Raw genomic sequence first — 15,443 nt, 5'->3', positions numbered from 1 at the left:
ACCGAGTACTTTTGCCGATAATTGTTATTACCACCACCGCACCACGAGGAACCCGGCTTGTCACACTTACCGGTGATTGTCGGCATGGGCGGCATCAATCCCGCTGGCAGAACCTCTGGCCATCAGGCCTTCCGCCGCACCGTGCTTGATGCCCTTCCTGCTGACCAGCAACGCCAGACACTGGAAGGCTTGGCCGCGCTTATGCGTCTAGTCGAGCACTCCGAAGAGGGGTGGCACGATAGTCAAGGTCAGCCCGTAGAGGCCCCAGCGCAGTCGCTGCGCGATCAGGTGCTGAACCACACCCTGATCCGACGCAACGAAGACCCACGCTTTCTCGACCCTGGCATGCCGTCAAACCGGCAAGCCAGTATGCAGTTGGCCGAGCCGCTACGCTTTACCCTGCGCCGCCGCCAGTTACCCGAACACCTGCCGGAGGATTGGCAGGTGCGCGACATTGATGTCCGCGAGGTAGAGGTGAGCGTACCTGCAGGGGTGTTAGAGGTACTGCTTCCCGACGCGCAGTTACCCAAGGTACGCGCGGCGGCCCAGCTACCCAGCGGCTTTGACCCCGCAAACCTCTACCGCAGCGTGCACCACCCCCGCGGGCTATCGCTGGCGGTATTTGGTGCCAGCGACTGCCTGGGCGCCAGCGGTCTTTCTTGGGAGACGCTGCGCCAACAGTTAAATCCGGATCATATTGCCGTGTACGCCGGGAACTCCATTGGACAGCTAGACGATCAAGGCTGGGGCGGCTTACTGAAAAGCCTGGTGAGTGGTCAACGCGCCACCTCCAAGCAAATGCCTCTGGGCTATGGTCAGATGCCCGCCGACTTTTTGAATGCCTATGTACTGGGTAGCGTAGGTGGCACAGGCGCAGCGTTAGGCGCCTGTGCCAGCTTTCTCTATAACCTGCGCCTGGGTATTGATGACATTCGCGCCGGACGCCGTCGTGTGGTGATGGTGGGTACTGCAGACGCTCCCATCACCCCGGAAATCATCGAGGGTTTCCGGGCCATGGGTGCGCTAGCTGACGACGCTGGTCTGAAAGCCCTGGATGCTCTGGAGCTGCTCACCGACAGCGATTATCAGCGCGCCTGCCGTCCGTTTGCGCGCAACTGTGGCTTTACCATGGCGGAAGCCAGCCAGTTCGTGCTGCTGATGGACGATGCCCTAGCGTTGGAAGTCGGCGCGGATATTCTCGGAGCGGTGCCTGATGTGTTCGTTAATGCCGATGGCTACAAGCGCTCGATTTCGGCGCCGGGCATCGGCAACTACATCACCCTCGGCAAAGCGACTGCGTTGGTGCGCGATATGCTGGGAGAAAAATCCCTTAAAGAGCGCAGCTTTTTGCACGCTCACGGCACCAGCACACCCAAAAACCGCATTACCGAATCCCATGTGTTCGACGAAATTGCCCGCGCCAACGGCATTAGCGACTGGCCCGTAGTGGCGATTAAAGCCTTTATTGGCCACTCACAAGGCTCCGCGGCGGGCGACCAGTTGGCGAGCGCACTGGGTAGTTTTGCCCACGACTTGCTGCCGGGCATTCCCACGCTGGATACGGTGGCTGACGATGTCTATGCTGAGCGGCTGCGCTTTTCTCAAACGGCACAAACTTTTCGCGCGGACGCTGCTTTTATTAACGCCAAGGGCTTCGGCGGCAACAACGCCACCGGCGTGGTGCTTTCACCTGCGGTGACCGAACGCCTGCTGACGCAGCGCCACGGCGCGGCGGCGGTGAACTCCTGGAAAACCCGTCGCGAAACCACCCGCGAAGCGGCAGCGGCCTACTTGGCCCAGGCAGACCGTGGCCACTACGCTCCACGCTATCAGTTTGGTGAAGCGGTGCTGGAGGGCCCAGAGCTGGATATTCACGCTGACCGGATTCATATCCCCGGTTACGACCACGCCGTCTCCTTAACCAGCGATAACCCGTTTGGCTGCCTGGACGAGGAGAGCGAGGAATGACCACGCGCAAACTGAATATCGCCGTCTACCCCGGCACCTTCGACCCTATCACCAATGGCCATTTTGACCTGATCGAGCGCGGCGCACGGATGTTCGACAAAGTGGTCATCGCGGTGGCGGCAAGCCCTGGCAAAAGCCCCCACCTCGACTTGGAAACGCGCATGAGCTTAGTGAAAGCGGTCTGCGCGCCGCTGCCCAACGTTGAGGTGATCGGCTTCTCGACCCTGCTCACAACCATGATGCACGAACAGGGTGCGACAATCATTCTGCGCGGCCTGCGCGCGGTCTCTGACTTTGAGTACGAGCTGCAGTTGGCCAATATGAACCGCGCACAAAACCCGGAGCTGGAGAGCGTGTTTTTAACCCCCGCGGTAGAAAATTCGTATATCTCTTCAACCATCGTGCGCGAAATTGCCAAGCTTGGCGGCGATATTTCCCCCCTGGTGCATCCTCAGGTCGCCGAAGCGCTGCGTAACCACTACACTAGCTAACCAACGCCATTGTTGAGTAAAACACTCAGGTATTGCTATTGATACCTTAGGGGTTTGTACGAAAAGTCGCTGAGCGAAGGCCAGACTAGGCAAAAATCGGCGAAAAAACGGAGTTTACAGGGTGTAAATGAGTATTTTGAGCCGATTTTTAACAACGTATGGACGAGCGCAAGCAGTTTTCGTGCAAAGCCCGAGTGTTAATGCCATCTGCGAGGTATGCCCATGGCCCTGATGATTACCGACGAGTGCATTAACTGCGACGTCTGCGAGCCCGAATGCCCCAATGATGCGATCTCCCCCGGTGAGGAGATCTACGTCATTGACCCTAACCTATGCACCGAGTGCGTGGGTCACTATGACGAACCTCAATGCCAACAGGTCTGCCCGGTGGACTGCATTCCACTTGACCCTGAACGCCACGAAAGCCAAGAACAGTTGATGAAGAAGTACCGCATCATCACTGCCGCCTAAACCCAATGCGGATTTGGGCCCTTGCTTGGCCAATCATCCTCTCCAATATCACCGTCCCACTGCTCGGGTTGGTGGATACCGCTGTTGTCGGGCACTTGCCCGACTCCCGCTACTTAGCCGGCGTTACCCTCGGCGCCACACTGTTTAGCTTCCTCTATTGGGGGTTTGGCTTTTTGCGCATGGGTACTACGGGGCTAGTCGCCCAAGCCATGGGGCGCGAGAGCGATACAGACGTGCGCAACCTGCTGGGGCAGTCGCTGATCATGGCGCTGGTGATTGGTAGCCTGCTGATTGTGTTTGCCTCGCCGCTGATTACGCTCGGTTTATGGCTCTTAGATGGTAGTGAAGTAGCGACCGATTTAGCCCGCGAGTACGCCCATATACGCCTCTGGTCTGCACCGGCGGTGCTCGCCAACTACGCCATTCTGGGCTGGTTTTTGGGCCAACAGAACTCCCGCGTTACGCTAATGATTCTACTGCTCACCAACAGCGTTAATATCGTGCTGGATTTATGGTTTGTGGTGGGTCTGGGAATGACCAGCAACGGCGTGGCCTGGGCGAGCGTAATCGCTGACTACAGTGCCCTAGCGTTTGGCAGCTACCTGGTGCTTCGCCAGCTAACCCGACTGGATGGCCATTTTTTGCGCGAGCGTCTGCTGGCACTCGCAGCTTACACAGCCCTGTTTAACGTCAACGCCAACCTATTTGTGCGCACCCTCGGCCTGCTGTTTGCCATGGCGTTCTTTACCGCTCAAGGCGCTCGCCAGGGCGACACAGTGCTTGCTGCCAACGCTGTGCTGCTACAATTTATCATGCTCACCAGCTACGCCCTGGACGGCTTTGCCCACGCTGCCGAATCACTGATTGGGCGCGCCTATGGCCGTCAGGATTGGCAGGAATTTGCCGCCACTGTGCGCGCCGCCGCGCGATTTTCATTATGGACGGCTGGCGCTGCCGCCCTGCTGTTCGCGCTGGGCGGCAATGCGCTCATAGCGCTGCTCACCGGCCTTGAAGAGGTGCGTGCAACTGCGGCGCAGTACTTGCCCTGGATGGTCGTCATGCCGCTGATTGCGGTATGGAGCTACCTCCTTGATGGGGTGTTTATTGGCACCACTGCGGTACGTGAAATGCGTAACAGTATCTTTATTGGCCTAGCCGCCTACCTGCCCATTTGGTGGTTAACCCAGGGATTGGGCAATCATGGGCTCTGGCTGGCGTTTATGCTGTTCACGCTGGTGCGCTCGGCGGTGCTGATCGTCTACTACTATTTTCACTACCATCGCCCCTACCGGTTAAACCATTAGCGTTAAAACAGGCGCAATTAACCTCAACTACGCTAACGTAAGATTAAGCGGGCAGCTTCAACGTGAAAATTTCCGTACTCACCCGTATATTAGCTATGCCGTTACACTTCCAAGACCTTGCTTAGCCACTTCCTAATAATGAATAAAGAGAGCATCCCATGCTTAAAATGATCTCAAAACCGGCGGTAAAGCTGGTGGAGCGCTATCTCCCCGACCCGTATATTTTCGTACTATTGCTGACGTTAATTGCCTCGGCCGCCGCAATCGCCATTGAGCGGCAAACACCGCTGGCAGTACTGCGCTTCTGGGGTGATGGCTTCTGGGGCTTGCTGACGTTCTCTATGCAGATGCTGCTGGTGCTGGTCACCGGTTTTATGCTGGCAAGCTCACCGCCAGTAAAACGCATTCTGCAGAAAATAGCCGGTACTGCTAAATCCCCTGGCGGTGCAATCATCCTAGTGACGCTGGTCTCATTGGCGGCCAGCTGGATTAACTGGGGGTTTGGCCTTGTGGTCGGCGCGCTATTTGCCAAAGAGCTGGCTCGGCTGATCCGCGTTGACTATCGGCTATTAGTGGCCAGTGCTTACTCAGGCTTTGTGGTGTGGCACGGCGGTTTGGCAGGCTCAATACCGCTAACCATCGCTACCGAAGGGCATTTTTCCGCCGATCAAATTGGAGTGATTGGTACCGGCTCTACGATTTTCGCCTTCTTCAACCTCGCTATTGTGGCCTGCCTATTTATTGCCATCCCACTGGTAAACCGCATGATGCTGCCGGATGAGAAGGATAGTGTCTATGTCGACCCAAATGTTCTGAATGAAGAGCCAGAGCCGGTTGGCCGCATTACTCGTCCTGCTGAACGCCTGGAAAATAGCTTTACCCTCGCCCTGCTGGTCGGTGTGCCGGGGCTGCTGTTCTTGCTTGATCACTTCCTGCTAAGGGGTGGTGGCTTAAACCTTAACGTCGTTAACTTTATGTTTCTGTTCCTAGCCATTGTGTTGCACCGCACGCCGCGTAATCTGCTCAATAGCCTGCACGAAGCGATTAAAGGCGGCGCAGGGATTGTCATCCAATTCCCATTTTACGCTGGCATCATGGCCATTATGGTGCAGTCCGGGCTAGCAGAGAGCATGTCCGAGTGGCTGGTCTCCTTTGCCACCACCAATACACTGCCGTTCTGGTCGTTTATCAGCGCGGGTATTGTCAACCTATTCGTCCCTTCCGGCGGCGGCCAGTGGGCAGTTCAGGCACCGGTGATGCTACCGGCTGCTCAGGCCTTAGGAGCTGATATTCCGCGGGTTGCCATGGCGGTGGCTTGGGGCGATGCCTGGACTAACCTGCTACAGCCCTTCTGGGCACTCCCGGTGCTCGCCATTGCGGGCCTAAAGGCGAAAGATATTATGGGCTTCTGCCTGATTCAGCTTTTTATCACCGGCATTATTATTTCCGTCGGTCTGGTATGGTTTTAAACAACCGCCAATGACTGCCCGTCGCTCAGTTTGCCAAGCATATGAGTAACGGGCAGCCGTTATTGGTCTCACGTAGGAGCAGGAGCACCGAATGACAGACGCCGAAATCAGCGCTAACGCTGCCCTGCCTGGGCAGCATGAACTCTCCATGACCGTATTGATGACGCCCGATATGGCGAATTTCAGCGGCAAAGTCCATGGTGGTGCAATTCTTAAAAAGCTCGATGAAGTCGCTTTTGCTTGCGCCAGCCGCTATTCGGGCCACTATGTGGTGACGCTGTCAGTGGATCAGGTGTTGTTTAAGCAGCCGATTCATGTCGGTGAGCTGGTCACCTTTCTAGCCAGCGTTAATCATGTTGGTCGCTCGTCGATGGAAGTGGGCATCAAGGTCGTGGCTGAAGATATTCGTAATAAGCTGATCCGTCATACCAACAGTTGCTACCTCACCATGGTAGCAGTGGACGCTGATGGTAAACCCGCTAGCGTACCGCCGCTCAAGTTGGCCACACCGCTCCAGGAACTGCGTTTTGAAAAGGCGGCACTGCGCAAAAAATTACGCAAACAGGCAGAAAAAGAGGAACTGCTGACCCAGCAGCATTACCAGTCCCAGGCCCATTAAAGACCCAACGACAAGGAGTTCGTATGCCCGCCAGGGAACGCTATCCACACCTGCCTAAAGCGGTTGAATACGCCCATATTGGTTGGGATTTTTTTATCCTGACGCTAGTGGTGATTAATCTATCGCTACTGCTGTTTGATTCGCTGTTTCTGCTTGACCCTATTAACCAGGGCATCGCCAACCTCGCCCCCGGTTTTCACACCTTCTACGATGACGTGATTCATAGCCGTTTTATCACCATCGACCTGGTATTTGTCAGCTTTTTTATCGCCGACGTACTGCTGGGCTGGTCAATCGCGATTGCCGAGCGGCGCTACCACCGCTGGTTTTTCTACCCCTTCGTGCACTGGTACGATGTGCTGGGCTGCATTCCCCTCGCGGGCTTTCGACTACTGCGTATTTTACGCGTTATATCGTTAATCAATCGGCTGCATCGCCTCGGCCTTATTGATGTTACCCACTGGTACATCTATCAATTTGTGGCCAAGTATTACGACATTCTGCTTGAGGAGCTTTCCGACCGCATCGCCCTGCGTCTATTGGGCAATGTACAGCAGCAGATACGCGCCAGCGATTCGCTGACCGAGCGCGTGATTGAACGTGTGATCATGCCCCGCAAAGCTCAGCTGATTCATGAGATCGCTCAGCGGCTGGAGAGCACTATCGGCAAAGCCTACCAGCACAACCGCCAATCCATTATGGCGGCAATCAGTGATTTAGTTAGCCGCACGCTACGGGAAAGCCCCGAGATTCAGCGCCTTAATCGCCTGCCCATGGGGCAGCAGGCCACCAGCGCGATGGAAGCATCACTCAGCGGCGTTGCTCAACGGCTAGTCGATGAGCTGCTGCTAGGCATGCATTCGGATGAGTTTAGGCAGTTAGTGGAGCGCACCGCCGACAGCGGCTTCGACACCTGGCTGACGGTTGACGAAGGCAGCAATCGGGTCACCGAGCAGGTGCTGTACGACGTCCTCGAAATGCTTAAAGACCAGGTGCGCCACCAGGGCTGGAAAGACCGCTACGAGTAATTCACAAAGTGACAGGGGCTAATGGGCGCTCGGTTAAACAGGCGGCGACGATACTCAATGCCTGAATCAGTTCACTGCGATCCGCCGCGGCCCCAACACACAGCCGAATCGCTTGGGGCGCTGGCGTGCTCCCGACACAAAAGGGCTCTGCGCTGCTGACCTTAACGCCCCGCTGCAGTAGCCGTTCACACAGCTCTACGGCCCGGCTCCCCTCTGGCAGCGCAAGCCATACATTGCTGCTGTGCGAACGCCCGCTTAAGGAAAAATCTTTTAGCCATTCGGCAGCCAACTGCTGACGCTCCGCGAGCTCTTGAGTTTGCCAGGTAAGTAATTTTTCCGCCGCGGGCTGATTAATCCAATGGCAAACCACATCGACCATTAGCGGTGGCACCATCCAACTCTGAGCGCGAAGGCCTGTCGCTAACCGCTCGTGCAAGCTTTTAGGCGCACGCAGTACGCCAATTCGTAGCCCCCCCGCCAGCACTTTAGCGGTACTAAACACAAACAGCGTGCGCTCCGGCGCAAGCCTGTAAAGGGGTGTACCGCGCTGCTCAGCGGGTAGATACTGCACGCCATCTTCAATCAGCCAGATATCGTAGCGCCGTGCCAACGTTACCAGTCGCTCGCGGCGCGATTCGCTTAAACACGCGCCGGTGGGGTTGTTCTGTTCCGGCGTTAGATAAATCGCTCTAGGTGGCTGCCGGGCACACTGCGCCTCAAGCAGATCCATGCGCATCCCTTCACTGTCTTGACCAATGCCTACCAACTTTAGATGCCCCTGCTGCGCAGCGCTGATGGCACCGGGATAGGTCAAGGCATCAGCGGCCAACAGCTCGCCCGGCCTTAGCAAGGTGCTGAGCGCCAAACTAAGGCCATGCTGCCCACCCTGGGTAATGAGCAGCTCATCGGCCATCAGCGGCATACCCAAAGTATTTAACCAGCGAGCGAGTACTTCACGATGCTCATGACGCCCCTGGGCCTGTTGGTAAGTAACACCACGTGCTAATGCTGCCCCGGATTGACTTAAAGCGACCAGCGCTTCGCTCAACAGCGTCTGCCGCAACGGGTGGGGCGGTGGCAGGCTAAGGCTTAAATCGATCACACCGGCCGTTTCGTCAGCGGGAAACGTCAGGCTAAAAGCATTGTTTTGGTCTTGGCTCTTCACATAGGTGCCGCTACCCACCCGTGCCGACACCCAGCCATTGCGTTCAGCCTCAGCGTACCCCCGGGTTACCGTGCCAATGGTCACACCTAGCGCATCCGCCAAGCGGCGCTGGGGCGGCAATCGCTCCCCTGGCAGTAGTGTTCCCGCCTGGATAGCGGCTTCAATGGCACTGGCAATAGCGCGGTAACGTGAACCAGAAAATTCAGCTAGCGAAGGCACCCACATTGTCATGGTGACAATAAAACCTTTGACGTCAATTTAAACCCCATTATGCTAGCAAAAGCGGCAACAAAACAACCCTTATCACCAAATTGTATGGATACAATAAATGAATAGCGAATGGGTAATCCTCGGTCCGGCCGCGCTCTATATGATGTCGATGACGCTTACCCCAGGGCCGAACAACGTTATGCTTACCGCCTCTGGCGCTAACTTCGGCTTTAGGCGTACGCTGCCGCATATGTGGGGGATTTTAGGCGGCTGCTTTTTGTTGTTTGCAGGTATAGCACTGGGCTTGGGCGTGCTGTTTGAACGCTACCCGGCGATTCAAACGGCACTGCGCTGGATAGGCAGCGCGTATTTGCTCTATTTGGCTTGGAAAATTGCCAGCGCCCCGCCGCCCAATCTTAAGGCGCAGACCCATAGCGTACCCTTTACATTTTGGCAGGCAGCGGCGTTTCAGTTTGCCAATCCTAAAGCGTGGGTAATGGGGCTGGCGCTGATGGCGGGTTTTCTGCCCGAAAGCGGTCAGCCGATAGTCAACGCGCTAGTGCTGGCGGGCTTTGCTGAACTAGTGGGACTACCGTGCATCGCTTTGTGGGCCGCCTTTGGCACGGCGATTGGGCAGTGGATCAAAACGGAGGCCGCGTGGCGGGCGTTCAATATCACCATGGGGGCATTGACCGCCGCCTGCGTCGTGCTGATTTTAGGTTAGCCTGAAAACGAGCTGTGCTCGGCTACCGTTAGCCGCAGCGCAGCGCTTCAATGCCGTCTTGATCATCAAGATGGATATTTAAGCGATCCGGACGGTGATCCATGGTGGCCATACTACCAGGGCGCAGCACGCGTACTTGCCGAGCGCCGCTATCGCTTTGTAACTGCGCAACGTTAGCCTCGTCGAAGGGCTCACCGATAGCGGATTGGATAGCGTCTAGATCACAGCTGGCAGCCTGCTCACCACTGGAACCGTTCGGCGCTACCGTTGGCGGCGGTGGCGCTGCGTCTACGTCGTCGTTGGCAGGGGAAATCGGCATTTGGGAACTAACGCAGGCCGTTAACAACAGTGCACAAGCGCTAACAGCAGCGAACTTAGCCAGAGTAATACGGGGTTTCATCCTTGAATCTCCAAAAATAGGGGCATGGAAACCGGTTATAAAAACCAACGGGCCGGGCGTTAGCCTAGCCCGTAGGATACCACTTGCTTTAAAACACAGTCTTACTTAATTATTCAGCGGCATCTTGGACGGCTTTACCGCCCTCTTGCACATCCTGACCAGCGCCAGAGATGGTGTTACAACCAGTTAGAACACCCGCTGTCATCAGCAGCAAAAAGCTCATGGCCAATAATTTTTTCATTTTCCGTTCTCCTTAACGAGTCATTCAACATCGGGAAACTCCACTGGCAACGTCATTTGCCTCTTGGGAGTTTTTTCAGGGTAACAGCGTTTTGGCAATCGCGCTCGCTTTCCCTACGTCGCTTCGAGGCGACTATACTAGCAATTACCTAAACCCTTGCCCGGAGCCTATCCTTTGATCAAATTCGAGCTGGATGAACGCCTTGCCGCCGACACCTTCCCCATCGCAGACCTTCCGCTAAGCCGCGTGCTATTAATGAATGACGCACGCTATCCCTGGGTGATTCTAGTACCGCGCCACGCCTCTATTAGCGAAGTATTTGAGCTTCCTGCTGACGACCAGCAGCAGCTGTGGCGGGAAGCCACTCAGCTAGGTGAAGCAATGAAAACAGCGCTTGAGGGGGACAAAATCAATATTGCCTCGCTAGGCAATGTGGTTAGCCAACTGCATGTACACGTTGTGCTTAGACGGCACAGCGATGCGACCTGGCCGGCACCGGTATGGGGCAATGGCAGCCCCGAACCCTACGACCTGGATGGCCAGGCGCAGTTACGGGATCAGTTACTGGCACTTATCGACGGGCTTGATATATAGACGACTTTTACCCCGTTAATGGGTGGCCTTGACGAGCAGGTGGCTCATTGAGGAGCGGCCCACTGGCAGGCTGTGCGACGCCCGCAACACTAAGCGAAATCCCTAGTACTACTATCAGCGCACCACCGGCCAAGGCCACCCAGCCGGAGGCTTTTTGTACGCTGCGCTGGCTGTACTGCTGCTTGGATAAGCGCCGCTGCGCCCAGCCACGGGCAAAAATGCTCGCCAGGGCAAGCGCTGATACGGTTATCCCAGTGCCGATCGACATGGCCACTACCGATGCTACCCCCACCTCAAACTGACCCAGCAAGCTGGCTGCCCCCAGCATTAATACCGCCCCACTACAGGGACGCATACCAATGGCGCCGACCGTCATCATCGCCGTACGCCAATCTAACGTCTGATGCGGTTCAATATGGTGAGCACCACCGCAACAGTGGCTGTGGTCATGACCATGGCTATGTTCGTGGTTTGGATTATGTTCATGGTCTTGATTATGTTCATGGCCTGGGCTGTGCGAATGAGCCGCTCGCTCCGGCTGATAGGCTCGCCGCAACTGCTTGACGGCCCGCCAGCATAGCCACGCCCCTAACGCCGCCACCAGCAGAAAACTAGCCTGCTCGACCCAGGCAACGCTACCCATGGCCTGCCGGGTTATCCAGCCTAGGCCGTAAACCAGCACAACGACCAGCGCAATGGCGGTCACGCCTTGCAGTAAGGAGGCAGCAAAAGAGAGCCCCAAGGCGCGCTTTACCGCACCGCCGTGGGAGGCTAAGTAGGTCGCCAAGACGGCTTTACCGTGCCCCGGCCCGGCGGCATGAAAGACGCCATAAGCGAAGCTAATGCCTAGCAGGCTCACCCAGGTCGCCATGGTGGGGGTGCGCGACAGTTCGGTAATCGCCAGCGTTAGCGAACGGTGCAGATCACGCTGCCAACCAAGTAGCTGATAGCTCACGCTCTGAAACCCGCCTTGCCAAACGATGATGAGCACTGCTGCGGCTAGCAGCAGACCCAGCATTAACCCTAATTGACGTGTAAAGGGCCGTGTTAAAAACATTTAACCGCTCCACCGAAAAAGCTGTTATAAAGTAACAAGGCCATAAAATAGCACGGCTCTGCCTGTTTTCGAACAGCGCCTAGCGACAATCAACTTGGCCGGTTTCGGCAAAATAGCGCCCCAAGCCGGGCTCACCACTCTCATCTTTATCGAGCAGCGCTGCTTGCATCACCAACTCAGGGTCGGGATCAGCGGGGAGAATAGACAACTCACAGACAGGCTCACCGTGAAGTATCAGTGCATCATCCCGTGGCTGGCCACCCTCCTCCTCGTGCACCACTTCGATGTAGTAGGTGGGGTCAAACACTTGGTAGCTAAGCATGGCATCTGTCAGCGGTTGGGGCGCTTCCAGCGGCAGGATAAACATAAAGGTAAGCCGCCCATCCCGCTCCATGGCGGTATATTCGCTTACCTCACCCAACGCCTGGCGTTCACCATTAATACTCACTTCGGTTAAATAGTGCTGCGCGGCGAGATTATCGCGAATCTCTTTGCCAAGCTGATCCAGCCCCTCCTCTAGACTGGCGTTTTCCAACTGCTGTAGTTCTTCAAAAACGACCAGGCTGTAGAAGGGATCCATCCGCCAGGTTTGATGCAGGCCACTCACCATGCCTTGATCATCGGTGATGACCCGCACACTCAGGTCGATCCAGCCGTGAGGGTGGGCACGGGCATCGGGGCTGACCACAAAGCTACTCATACCCAAGCAAACGGCTACTGCGGTACCCGCCCACTTCATGGCGCGACACCTAATTTATGTTGCAAGGCGACAAGCCAAGGGTCGAGCAAATAGGGCGGCAAGGGCTGACTTCCCTTCAGCGCCGAAACACGTACGCGGCTGCCCCTGCCCTCTTCGCTTACCTGCAGTTGCAGGCGATACTCCGGCCAGCGGGCAAGGGATGCCTCGGCGCGCCCCAACGACAGATCCGCATGGCGTACCACATAGCCCTGCTCCACCATCAATTCCACGGCTTCGCGGAAGGTTTCCTCTGAAGAGGTAGCGTAAACCAGTTCACGGGGTTCCAAAGGCGTTGTCGTCGCGCAGCCAACCAATCCCCCCAGTAGCCCGATTAACAACCAGTGGCGCATTTTCATAACGGCCTCCCGGTCGCAGGGGCGGTTTGCGTAAAACTGGTTTGAAAGCGCTGACAGAAATCGTCGTTGCTAGCACTGTAGGATTCACGCAGATCACCCCAGTGATCGAAGCGGCGAATATCTCGGGATATACGTATATGCGCGTCATCCACCAGTAGCGACACACGCTCCACCTCCACCGGCTGCTGGCCCACGCCACCGCCATAACCAATCCCTCCGATGCCAAAACCGACACCGGAACCACCGCGCCCTATGCCCACACCACCAAACAGGCGCATTCCACGCCCATAGCTGTAGGCATCATCGTAAGGATCATAATAGCCGTGCAGTGGCCGTTCGCGGCTGGCGCTGATCAAGCCCAGGGAAGTATCGGTAGAGTTCAGGGTAAACCCCCACTCGGTGAGCACCTCAACGCTGGTTTCCAGCGCCTGCTCATGGATGGCGGGGAAATAGCACGAAGCCGCTGGCGCTGGTTCCGCTTGGGGCAGACGGTCAGGAACCACTTGGCAGCCAGCAAGTACCAGCAGACAGGTTAAGCTTATGGGTATCGACTTCATATTAGTCCCTCTAAATGGGCGAGGCCGCTGGTTTGGCGCAGGCTAGCGCGCTAAGCTCGCCAAAGGTGGTCATACTTAACTGACATTGTAGGGTAATGAAGACACCGTATTGAAGACACCGTTTTGCGGAGATCGTGCTAATGAATGTTTTGCTTTGCCCCGACAGCTTCAAAGATGCACTAAGCGCCCAAGACGCCGCAACTGCCATGGCGCGGGGCGTGCAGCGCGCTGCACCTGAGGCGCACATTCAAGTCTGCCCTTTAGCGGACGGCGGCGAAGGCAGTCTAGACGCACTCATCGCCGCGACTGGTGCCGAGCGGCGCCAGCTAAACGTTCAAGATGCCCTGGGTCGCCCTCGTCAAGCAGCCTGGGGATGGCTGAGCGACCAGCGTACCGCGTTTATTGAGCTGGCTGAAGCCAGCGGATTACAGCACTTAGCGGCCGACGAGCGTAATGCGCTACACACCTCTACCTTTGGGGTGGGTGAACTACTGCTGGCGGCACTGGATCAAGGTGCAGAAAAAGCGCTGCTGCTGCTTGGCGGCAGCGCCACCAATGACGGCGGCGCAGGCATGCTGCAGGCACTGGGCGCGCGCTTTTTAGATCAACACGGCGAACCGCTTCCCCCCGGCGGCGCGGCGCTTAACCAATTGGCTAGCTTAGAACTCGATGGGCTAGACCCGCGGTTAGCCAAGTTTAGCCTGGAAGCCGCCGTTGATGTGGACAACCCGCTGCTAGGCGAACGTGGTGCCAGCGCGGTATTTGGCCCGCAAAAAGGTGCATCACCTGAAGAAGTCGAGCAGTTGGATCGTGCGCTGGGTCACTTCGGCGATATCAGCGCTCATGCATTAGGCGATGATTATCGAACGCTGCCGGGTGCAGGGGCCGCGGGCGGCATGGGGTTTGCGGCCAAGGCTTTTTTAAATGCCACACTAAAGCCCGGCATTGAGATGATTATGCAGCAGGCCGACATGGCGATGCTCTTGGCCAAAGCAGATCTAGTGATTACCGGCGAAGGCCGTTTGGATGGGCAGAGCCTGGCGGGAAAAACGCCCATTGGCGTTTCCCGTGCCGCCAAACGTCTCCACAAACCCGTTATCGTGCTGGCGGGCAGCCTAGGCGATGGTTGGCAAGCCTGTTTTGATGAAGGCGTCACCGCCGCTTTCGCGTTAGCCGATGGCCCCATGACGTTAGCTGACGCACTACCGCGCACCGCTGAACTACTGGAAGCGCGCTGTGAAAGCCTGCTTCGGCTGTGGGCGCACAGACCTTGAAATGTATGTAGACCTTGAAAAAAGCGCTCAACGCCAGCATCTAATAAATCAGCAAAGGGTAACGGCAGTGGCTTAATGTCGAAGCATCAATGACAAAGCGCTAATTTCAAAGATCTAATGCCCAAGCTCTATGGCAGCGATGCAAAAAACTTGTTTTGCACCGCCCCAAAGACACCCTATTCTGGAAGCACGCATCAACCGCCGCCTACTGTGGCATAAAGAGGAAGCAGGATATGACTGACACCAACAGCATTGGCCTACACGAAGGTAGCGCTAGTCAACTCGCCGAAAAGCTAAACCACCTGCTGGCCAACTACCAAATTTTCTATATGAACGTGCGCGGCTACCACTGGAATGTTCGTGGTAACGATTTTTTTGAACTGCACGCCAAGTTTGAAGAGTTTTACACCGACCTGCTGACCAAAGTGGACGAGGTTGCCGAGCGCATCCTGACCCTGGGTCACAAGCCGGTACACGCCTACAGCGACTACGTAACGCTGTCGCGCATTCAGGAAGATAAAGACGTTCACGATGGCACCACCTGCGTCAAAGGTGTGCTGAAAGGCTACCAGACCATCATTGAGCTTCAGCGTGAACTGCTGGCACTCGCCTCTGACGCCGACGATGAAGGCACCGCGGCGCAAGCCGGTGACTACATTCGCGAGCAGGAAAAAACCATCTGGATGCTCAACGCCTATTTAAGCAAGTAAGCGTCATCTTTTGATGTAAGAACGGCACCGTCTATGAACTGCACCCCAAAAGTTGGACACTCATCC

The 15,443-nt window shown here is 56.4% G+C and carries 18 protein-coding genes; 11 read left to right on the top strand and 7 right to left on the bottom strand.

All coding sequences use genetic code 11. The features are described 5' to 3' along the window. Nucleotides 1–84: 84 nt before the first annotated feature. The 7 genes from HZS52_RS10020 to HZS52_RS09990 all read left to right on the top strand — a co-directional run bounded on the left by HZS52_RS10020 (nt 85) and on the right by HZS52_RS09990 (nt 7,350). Nucleotides 85–1,968, top strand: a complete 1,884-nt coding sequence (locus HZS52_RS10020; RefSeq protein WP_190374904.1) for a beta-ketoacyl synthase — start codon at nt 85–87, stop codon at nt 1,966–1,968. Continuing rightward, nucleotides 1,965–2,459 carry a pantetheine-phosphate adenylyltransferase gene (gene coaD / locus HZS52_RS10015; RefSeq protein WP_022522078.1) on the top strand — a complete coding sequence of 165 codons (495 nt, stop codon included), beginning with the start codon at nt 1,965–1,967 and terminating at the stop codon, nt 2,457–2,459. The genes HZS52_RS10020 and coaD overlap by 4 nt, the downstream gene beginning before the upstream one ends. 222 nt (nt 2,460–2,681) lie before the next feature. Continuing rightward, nucleotides 2,682–2,930: a YfhL family 4Fe-4S dicluster ferredoxin gene (locus HZS52_RS10010; RefSeq protein WP_008957577.1), complete on the top strand. Its 249-nt coding sequence runs from the start codon at nt 2,682–2,684 to the stop codon at nt 2,928–2,930. Between the two features lie 5 nt (nt 2,931–2,935). Further along, a complete protein-coding gene (locus tag HZS52_RS10005; protein ID WP_022522077.1) occupies nt 2,936–4,234 on the top strand; it encodes an MATE family efflux transporter in 1,299 nt (432 codons plus the stop codon). Between the two features lie 158 nt (nt 4,235–4,392). Beyond that, nucleotides 4,393–5,703 carry a short-chain fatty acid transporter gene (locus HZS52_RS10000; RefSeq protein ID WP_022522076.1) on the top strand — a complete coding sequence of 437 codons (1,311 nt, stop codon included), beginning with the start codon at nt 4,393–4,395 and terminating at the stop codon, nt 5,701–5,703. Between the two features lie 91 nt (nt 5,704–5,794). Beyond that, nucleotides 5,795–6,322 (top strand): acyl-CoA thioesterase, encoded by a 528-nt coding sequence (locus tag HZS52_RS09995; RefSeq protein ID WP_009287460.1) that lies wholly within the window; start codon nt 5,795–5,797, stop codon nt 6,320–6,322. Between the two features lie 23 nt (nt 6,323–6,345). After that, nucleotides 6,346–7,350, top strand: coding sequence for an ion transporter (locus HZS52_RS09990; protein WP_190374674.1), 1,005 nt, complete (start codon nt 6,346–6,348; stop codon nt 7,348–7,350). Nucleotide 7,351: 1 nt separating this feature from the next. Here the strand turns inward: HZS52_RS09990 and HZS52_RS09985 are convergent, their stop codons facing one another. Then, a complete protein-coding gene (locus HZS52_RS09985; protein WP_009287462.1) occupies nt 7,352–8,746 on the bottom strand; it encodes an aminotransferase-like domain-containing protein in 1,395 nt (464 codons plus the stop codon). A gap of 97 nt (nt 8,747–8,843) precedes the next feature. Between HZS52_RS09985 and HZS52_RS09980 the strand changes: the two genes are divergently transcribed. Continuing rightward, on the top strand, nt 8,844–9,449 hold the full coding sequence (locus HZS52_RS09980; protein ID WP_009287463.1) for a LysE family translocator: 606 nt from the start codon (nt 8,844–8,846) through the stop codon (nt 9,447–9,449). 28 nt (nt 9,450–9,477) lie between these two features. On the opposite strand, the gene HZS52_RS09975 is transcribed toward HZS52_RS09980, so the two are convergent. Both HZS52_RS09975 and HZS52_RS09970 read right to left on the bottom strand, forming a co-directional pair. Continuing rightward, nucleotides 9,478–9,849, bottom strand: a complete 372-nt coding sequence (locus HZS52_RS09975) for an I78 family peptidase inhibitor (protein ID WP_027958627.1) — start codon at nt 9,847–9,849, stop codon at nt 9,478–9,480. A gap of 109 nt (nt 9,850–9,958) precedes the next feature. Beyond that, entirely contained in the window at nt 9,959–10,090 is a 132-nt protein-coding gene (locus tag HZS52_RS09970; RefSeq protein WP_190374673.1) for an entericidin A/B family lipoprotein, read from the bottom strand. A 174-nt stretch (nt 10,091–10,264) separates the two neighbouring features. Between HZS52_RS09970 and HZS52_RS09965 the strand changes: the two genes are divergently transcribed. Beyond that, nucleotides 10,265–10,684, top strand: coding sequence for an HIT domain-containing protein (locus tag HZS52_RS09965; protein ID WP_027958625.1), 420 nt, complete (start codon nt 10,265–10,267; stop codon nt 10,682–10,684). A 7-nt stretch (nt 10,685–10,691) separates the two neighbouring features. On the opposite strand, the gene HZS52_RS09960 is transcribed toward HZS52_RS09965, so the two are convergent. The 4 genes from HZS52_RS09960 to HZS52_RS09945 form a co-directional block, all read right to left on the bottom strand. Beyond that, on the bottom strand, nt 10,692–11,741 hold the full coding sequence (locus HZS52_RS09960; protein ID WP_190374672.1) for a nickel/cobalt transporter: 1,050 nt from the start codon (nt 11,739–11,741) through the stop codon (nt 10,692–10,694). A 79-nt stretch (nt 11,742–11,820) separates the two neighbouring features. Beyond that, nucleotides 11,821–12,480, bottom strand: coding sequence for a DUF1007 family protein (locus tag HZS52_RS09955; RefSeq protein ID WP_190374671.1), 660 nt, complete (start codon nt 12,478–12,480; stop codon nt 11,821–11,823). After that, a complete protein-coding gene (locus tag HZS52_RS09950; protein WP_027958624.1) occupies nt 12,477–12,836 on the bottom strand; it encodes a hypothetical protein in 360 nt (119 codons plus the stop codon). The genes HZS52_RS09955 and HZS52_RS09950 overlap by 4 nt, the downstream gene beginning before the upstream one ends. Continuing rightward, nucleotides 12,833–13,393 (bottom strand): hypothetical protein, encoded by a 561-nt coding sequence (locus HZS52_RS09945; RefSeq protein ID WP_009287466.1) that lies wholly within the window; start codon nt 13,391–13,393, stop codon nt 12,833–12,835. Before HZS52_RS09945 ends, HZS52_RS09950 begins: the two co-directional genes overlap by 4 nt. A 140-nt stretch (nt 13,394–13,533) precedes the next feature. Between HZS52_RS09945 and HZS52_RS09940 the strand changes: the two genes are divergently transcribed. Both HZS52_RS09940 and HZS52_RS09935 read left to right on the top strand, forming a co-directional pair. Continuing rightward, complete coding sequence (locus HZS52_RS09940) at nt 13,534–14,667, top strand: glycerate kinase (RefSeq protein ID WP_190374670.1); 1,134 nt, start codon at nt 13,534–13,536, stop codon at nt 14,665–14,667. A gap of 233 nt (nt 14,668–14,900) precedes the next feature. Next, on the top strand, nt 14,901–15,377 hold the full coding sequence (locus HZS52_RS09935; protein WP_113268956.1) for a Dps family protein: 477 nt from the start codon (nt 14,901–14,903) through the stop codon (nt 15,375–15,377). Nucleotides 15,378–15,443: the final 66 nt, after the last annotated feature.

The sequence above is a fragment of the Vreelandella titanicae genome, assembly GCF_014697095.1.
GTDB classification, from domain to species: domain Bacteria; phylum Pseudomonadota; class Gammaproteobacteria; order Pseudomonadales; family Halomonadaceae; genus Vreelandella; species Vreelandella titanicae.
The sequence above is the reverse complement of the archived record's forward strand: the minus strand, read 5'-3'. Positions and strand labels throughout refer to the sequence as shown.

What these genes read in the sequence shown, in the direction of transcription:
- HZS52_RS10020 (WP_190374904.1), top strand. Translation starts at nt 85, where the DNA reads ATGGGCGGCATCAATCCCGCTGGCAGAACCTCTGGCCATCAGGCCTTC.
- coaD (WP_022522078.1), top strand. Translation starts at nt 1,965, where the DNA reads ATGACCACGCGCAAACTGAATATCGCCGTCTACCCCGGCACCTTCGAC.
- HZS52_RS10010 (WP_008957577.1), top strand. Translation starts at nt 2,682, where the DNA reads ATGGCCCTGATGATTACCGACGAGTGCATTAACTGCGACGTCTGCGAG.
- HZS52_RS10005 (WP_022522077.1), top strand. Translation starts at nt 2,936, where the DNA reads ATGCGGATTTGGGCCCTTGCTTGGCCAATCATCCTCTCCAATATCACC.
- HZS52_RS10000 (WP_022522076.1), top strand. Translation starts at nt 4,393, where the DNA reads ATGCTTAAAATGATCTCAAAACCGGCGGTAAAGCTGGTGGAGCGCTAT.
- HZS52_RS09995 (WP_009287460.1), top strand. Translation starts at nt 5,795, where the DNA reads ATGACAGACGCCGAAATCAGCGCTAACGCTGCCCTGCCTGGGCAGCAT.
- HZS52_RS09990 (WP_190374674.1), top strand. Translation starts at nt 6,346, where the DNA reads ATGCCCGCCAGGGAACGCTATCCACACCTGCCTAAAGCGGTTGAATAC.
- HZS52_RS09985 (WP_009287462.1), bottom strand. Translation starts at nt 8,746, where the DNA reads ATGACAATGTGGGTGCCTTCGCTAGCTGAATTTTCTGGTTCACGTTAC.
- HZS52_RS09980 (WP_009287463.1), top strand. Translation starts at nt 8,844, where the DNA reads ATGAATAGCGAATGGGTAATCCTCGGTCCGGCCGCGCTCTATATGATG.
- HZS52_RS09975 (WP_027958627.1), bottom strand. Translation starts at nt 9,849, where the DNA reads ATGAAACCCCGTATTACTCTGGCTAAGTTCGCTGCTGTTAGCGCTTGT.
- HZS52_RS09970 (WP_190374673.1), bottom strand. Translation starts at nt 10,090, where the DNA reads ATGAAAAAATTATTGGCCATGAGCTTTTTGCTGCTGATGACAGCGGGT.
- HZS52_RS09960 (WP_190374672.1), bottom strand. Translation starts at nt 11,741, where the DNA reads ATGTTTTTAACACGGCCCTTTACACGTCAATTAGGGTTAATGCTGGGT.
- HZS52_RS09955 (WP_190374671.1), bottom strand. Translation starts at nt 12,480, where the DNA reads ATGAAGTGGGCGGGTACCGCAGTAGCCGTTTGCTTGGGTATGAGTAGC.
- HZS52_RS09950 (WP_027958624.1), bottom strand. Translation starts at nt 12,836, where the DNA reads ATGAAAATGCGCCACTGGTTGTTAATCGGGCTACTGGGGGGATTGGTT.
- HZS52_RS09945 (WP_009287466.1), bottom strand. Translation starts at nt 13,393, where the DNA reads ATGAAGTCGATACCCATAAGCTTAACCTGTCTGCTGGTACTTGCTGGC.
- HZS52_RS09940 (WP_190374670.1), top strand. Translation starts at nt 13,534, where the DNA reads ATGAATGTTTTGCTTTGCCCCGACAGCTTCAAAGATGCACTAAGCGCC.
- HZS52_RS09935 (WP_113268956.1), top strand. Translation starts at nt 14,901, where the DNA reads ATGACTGACACCAACAGCATTGGCCTACACGAAGGTAGCGCTAGTCAA.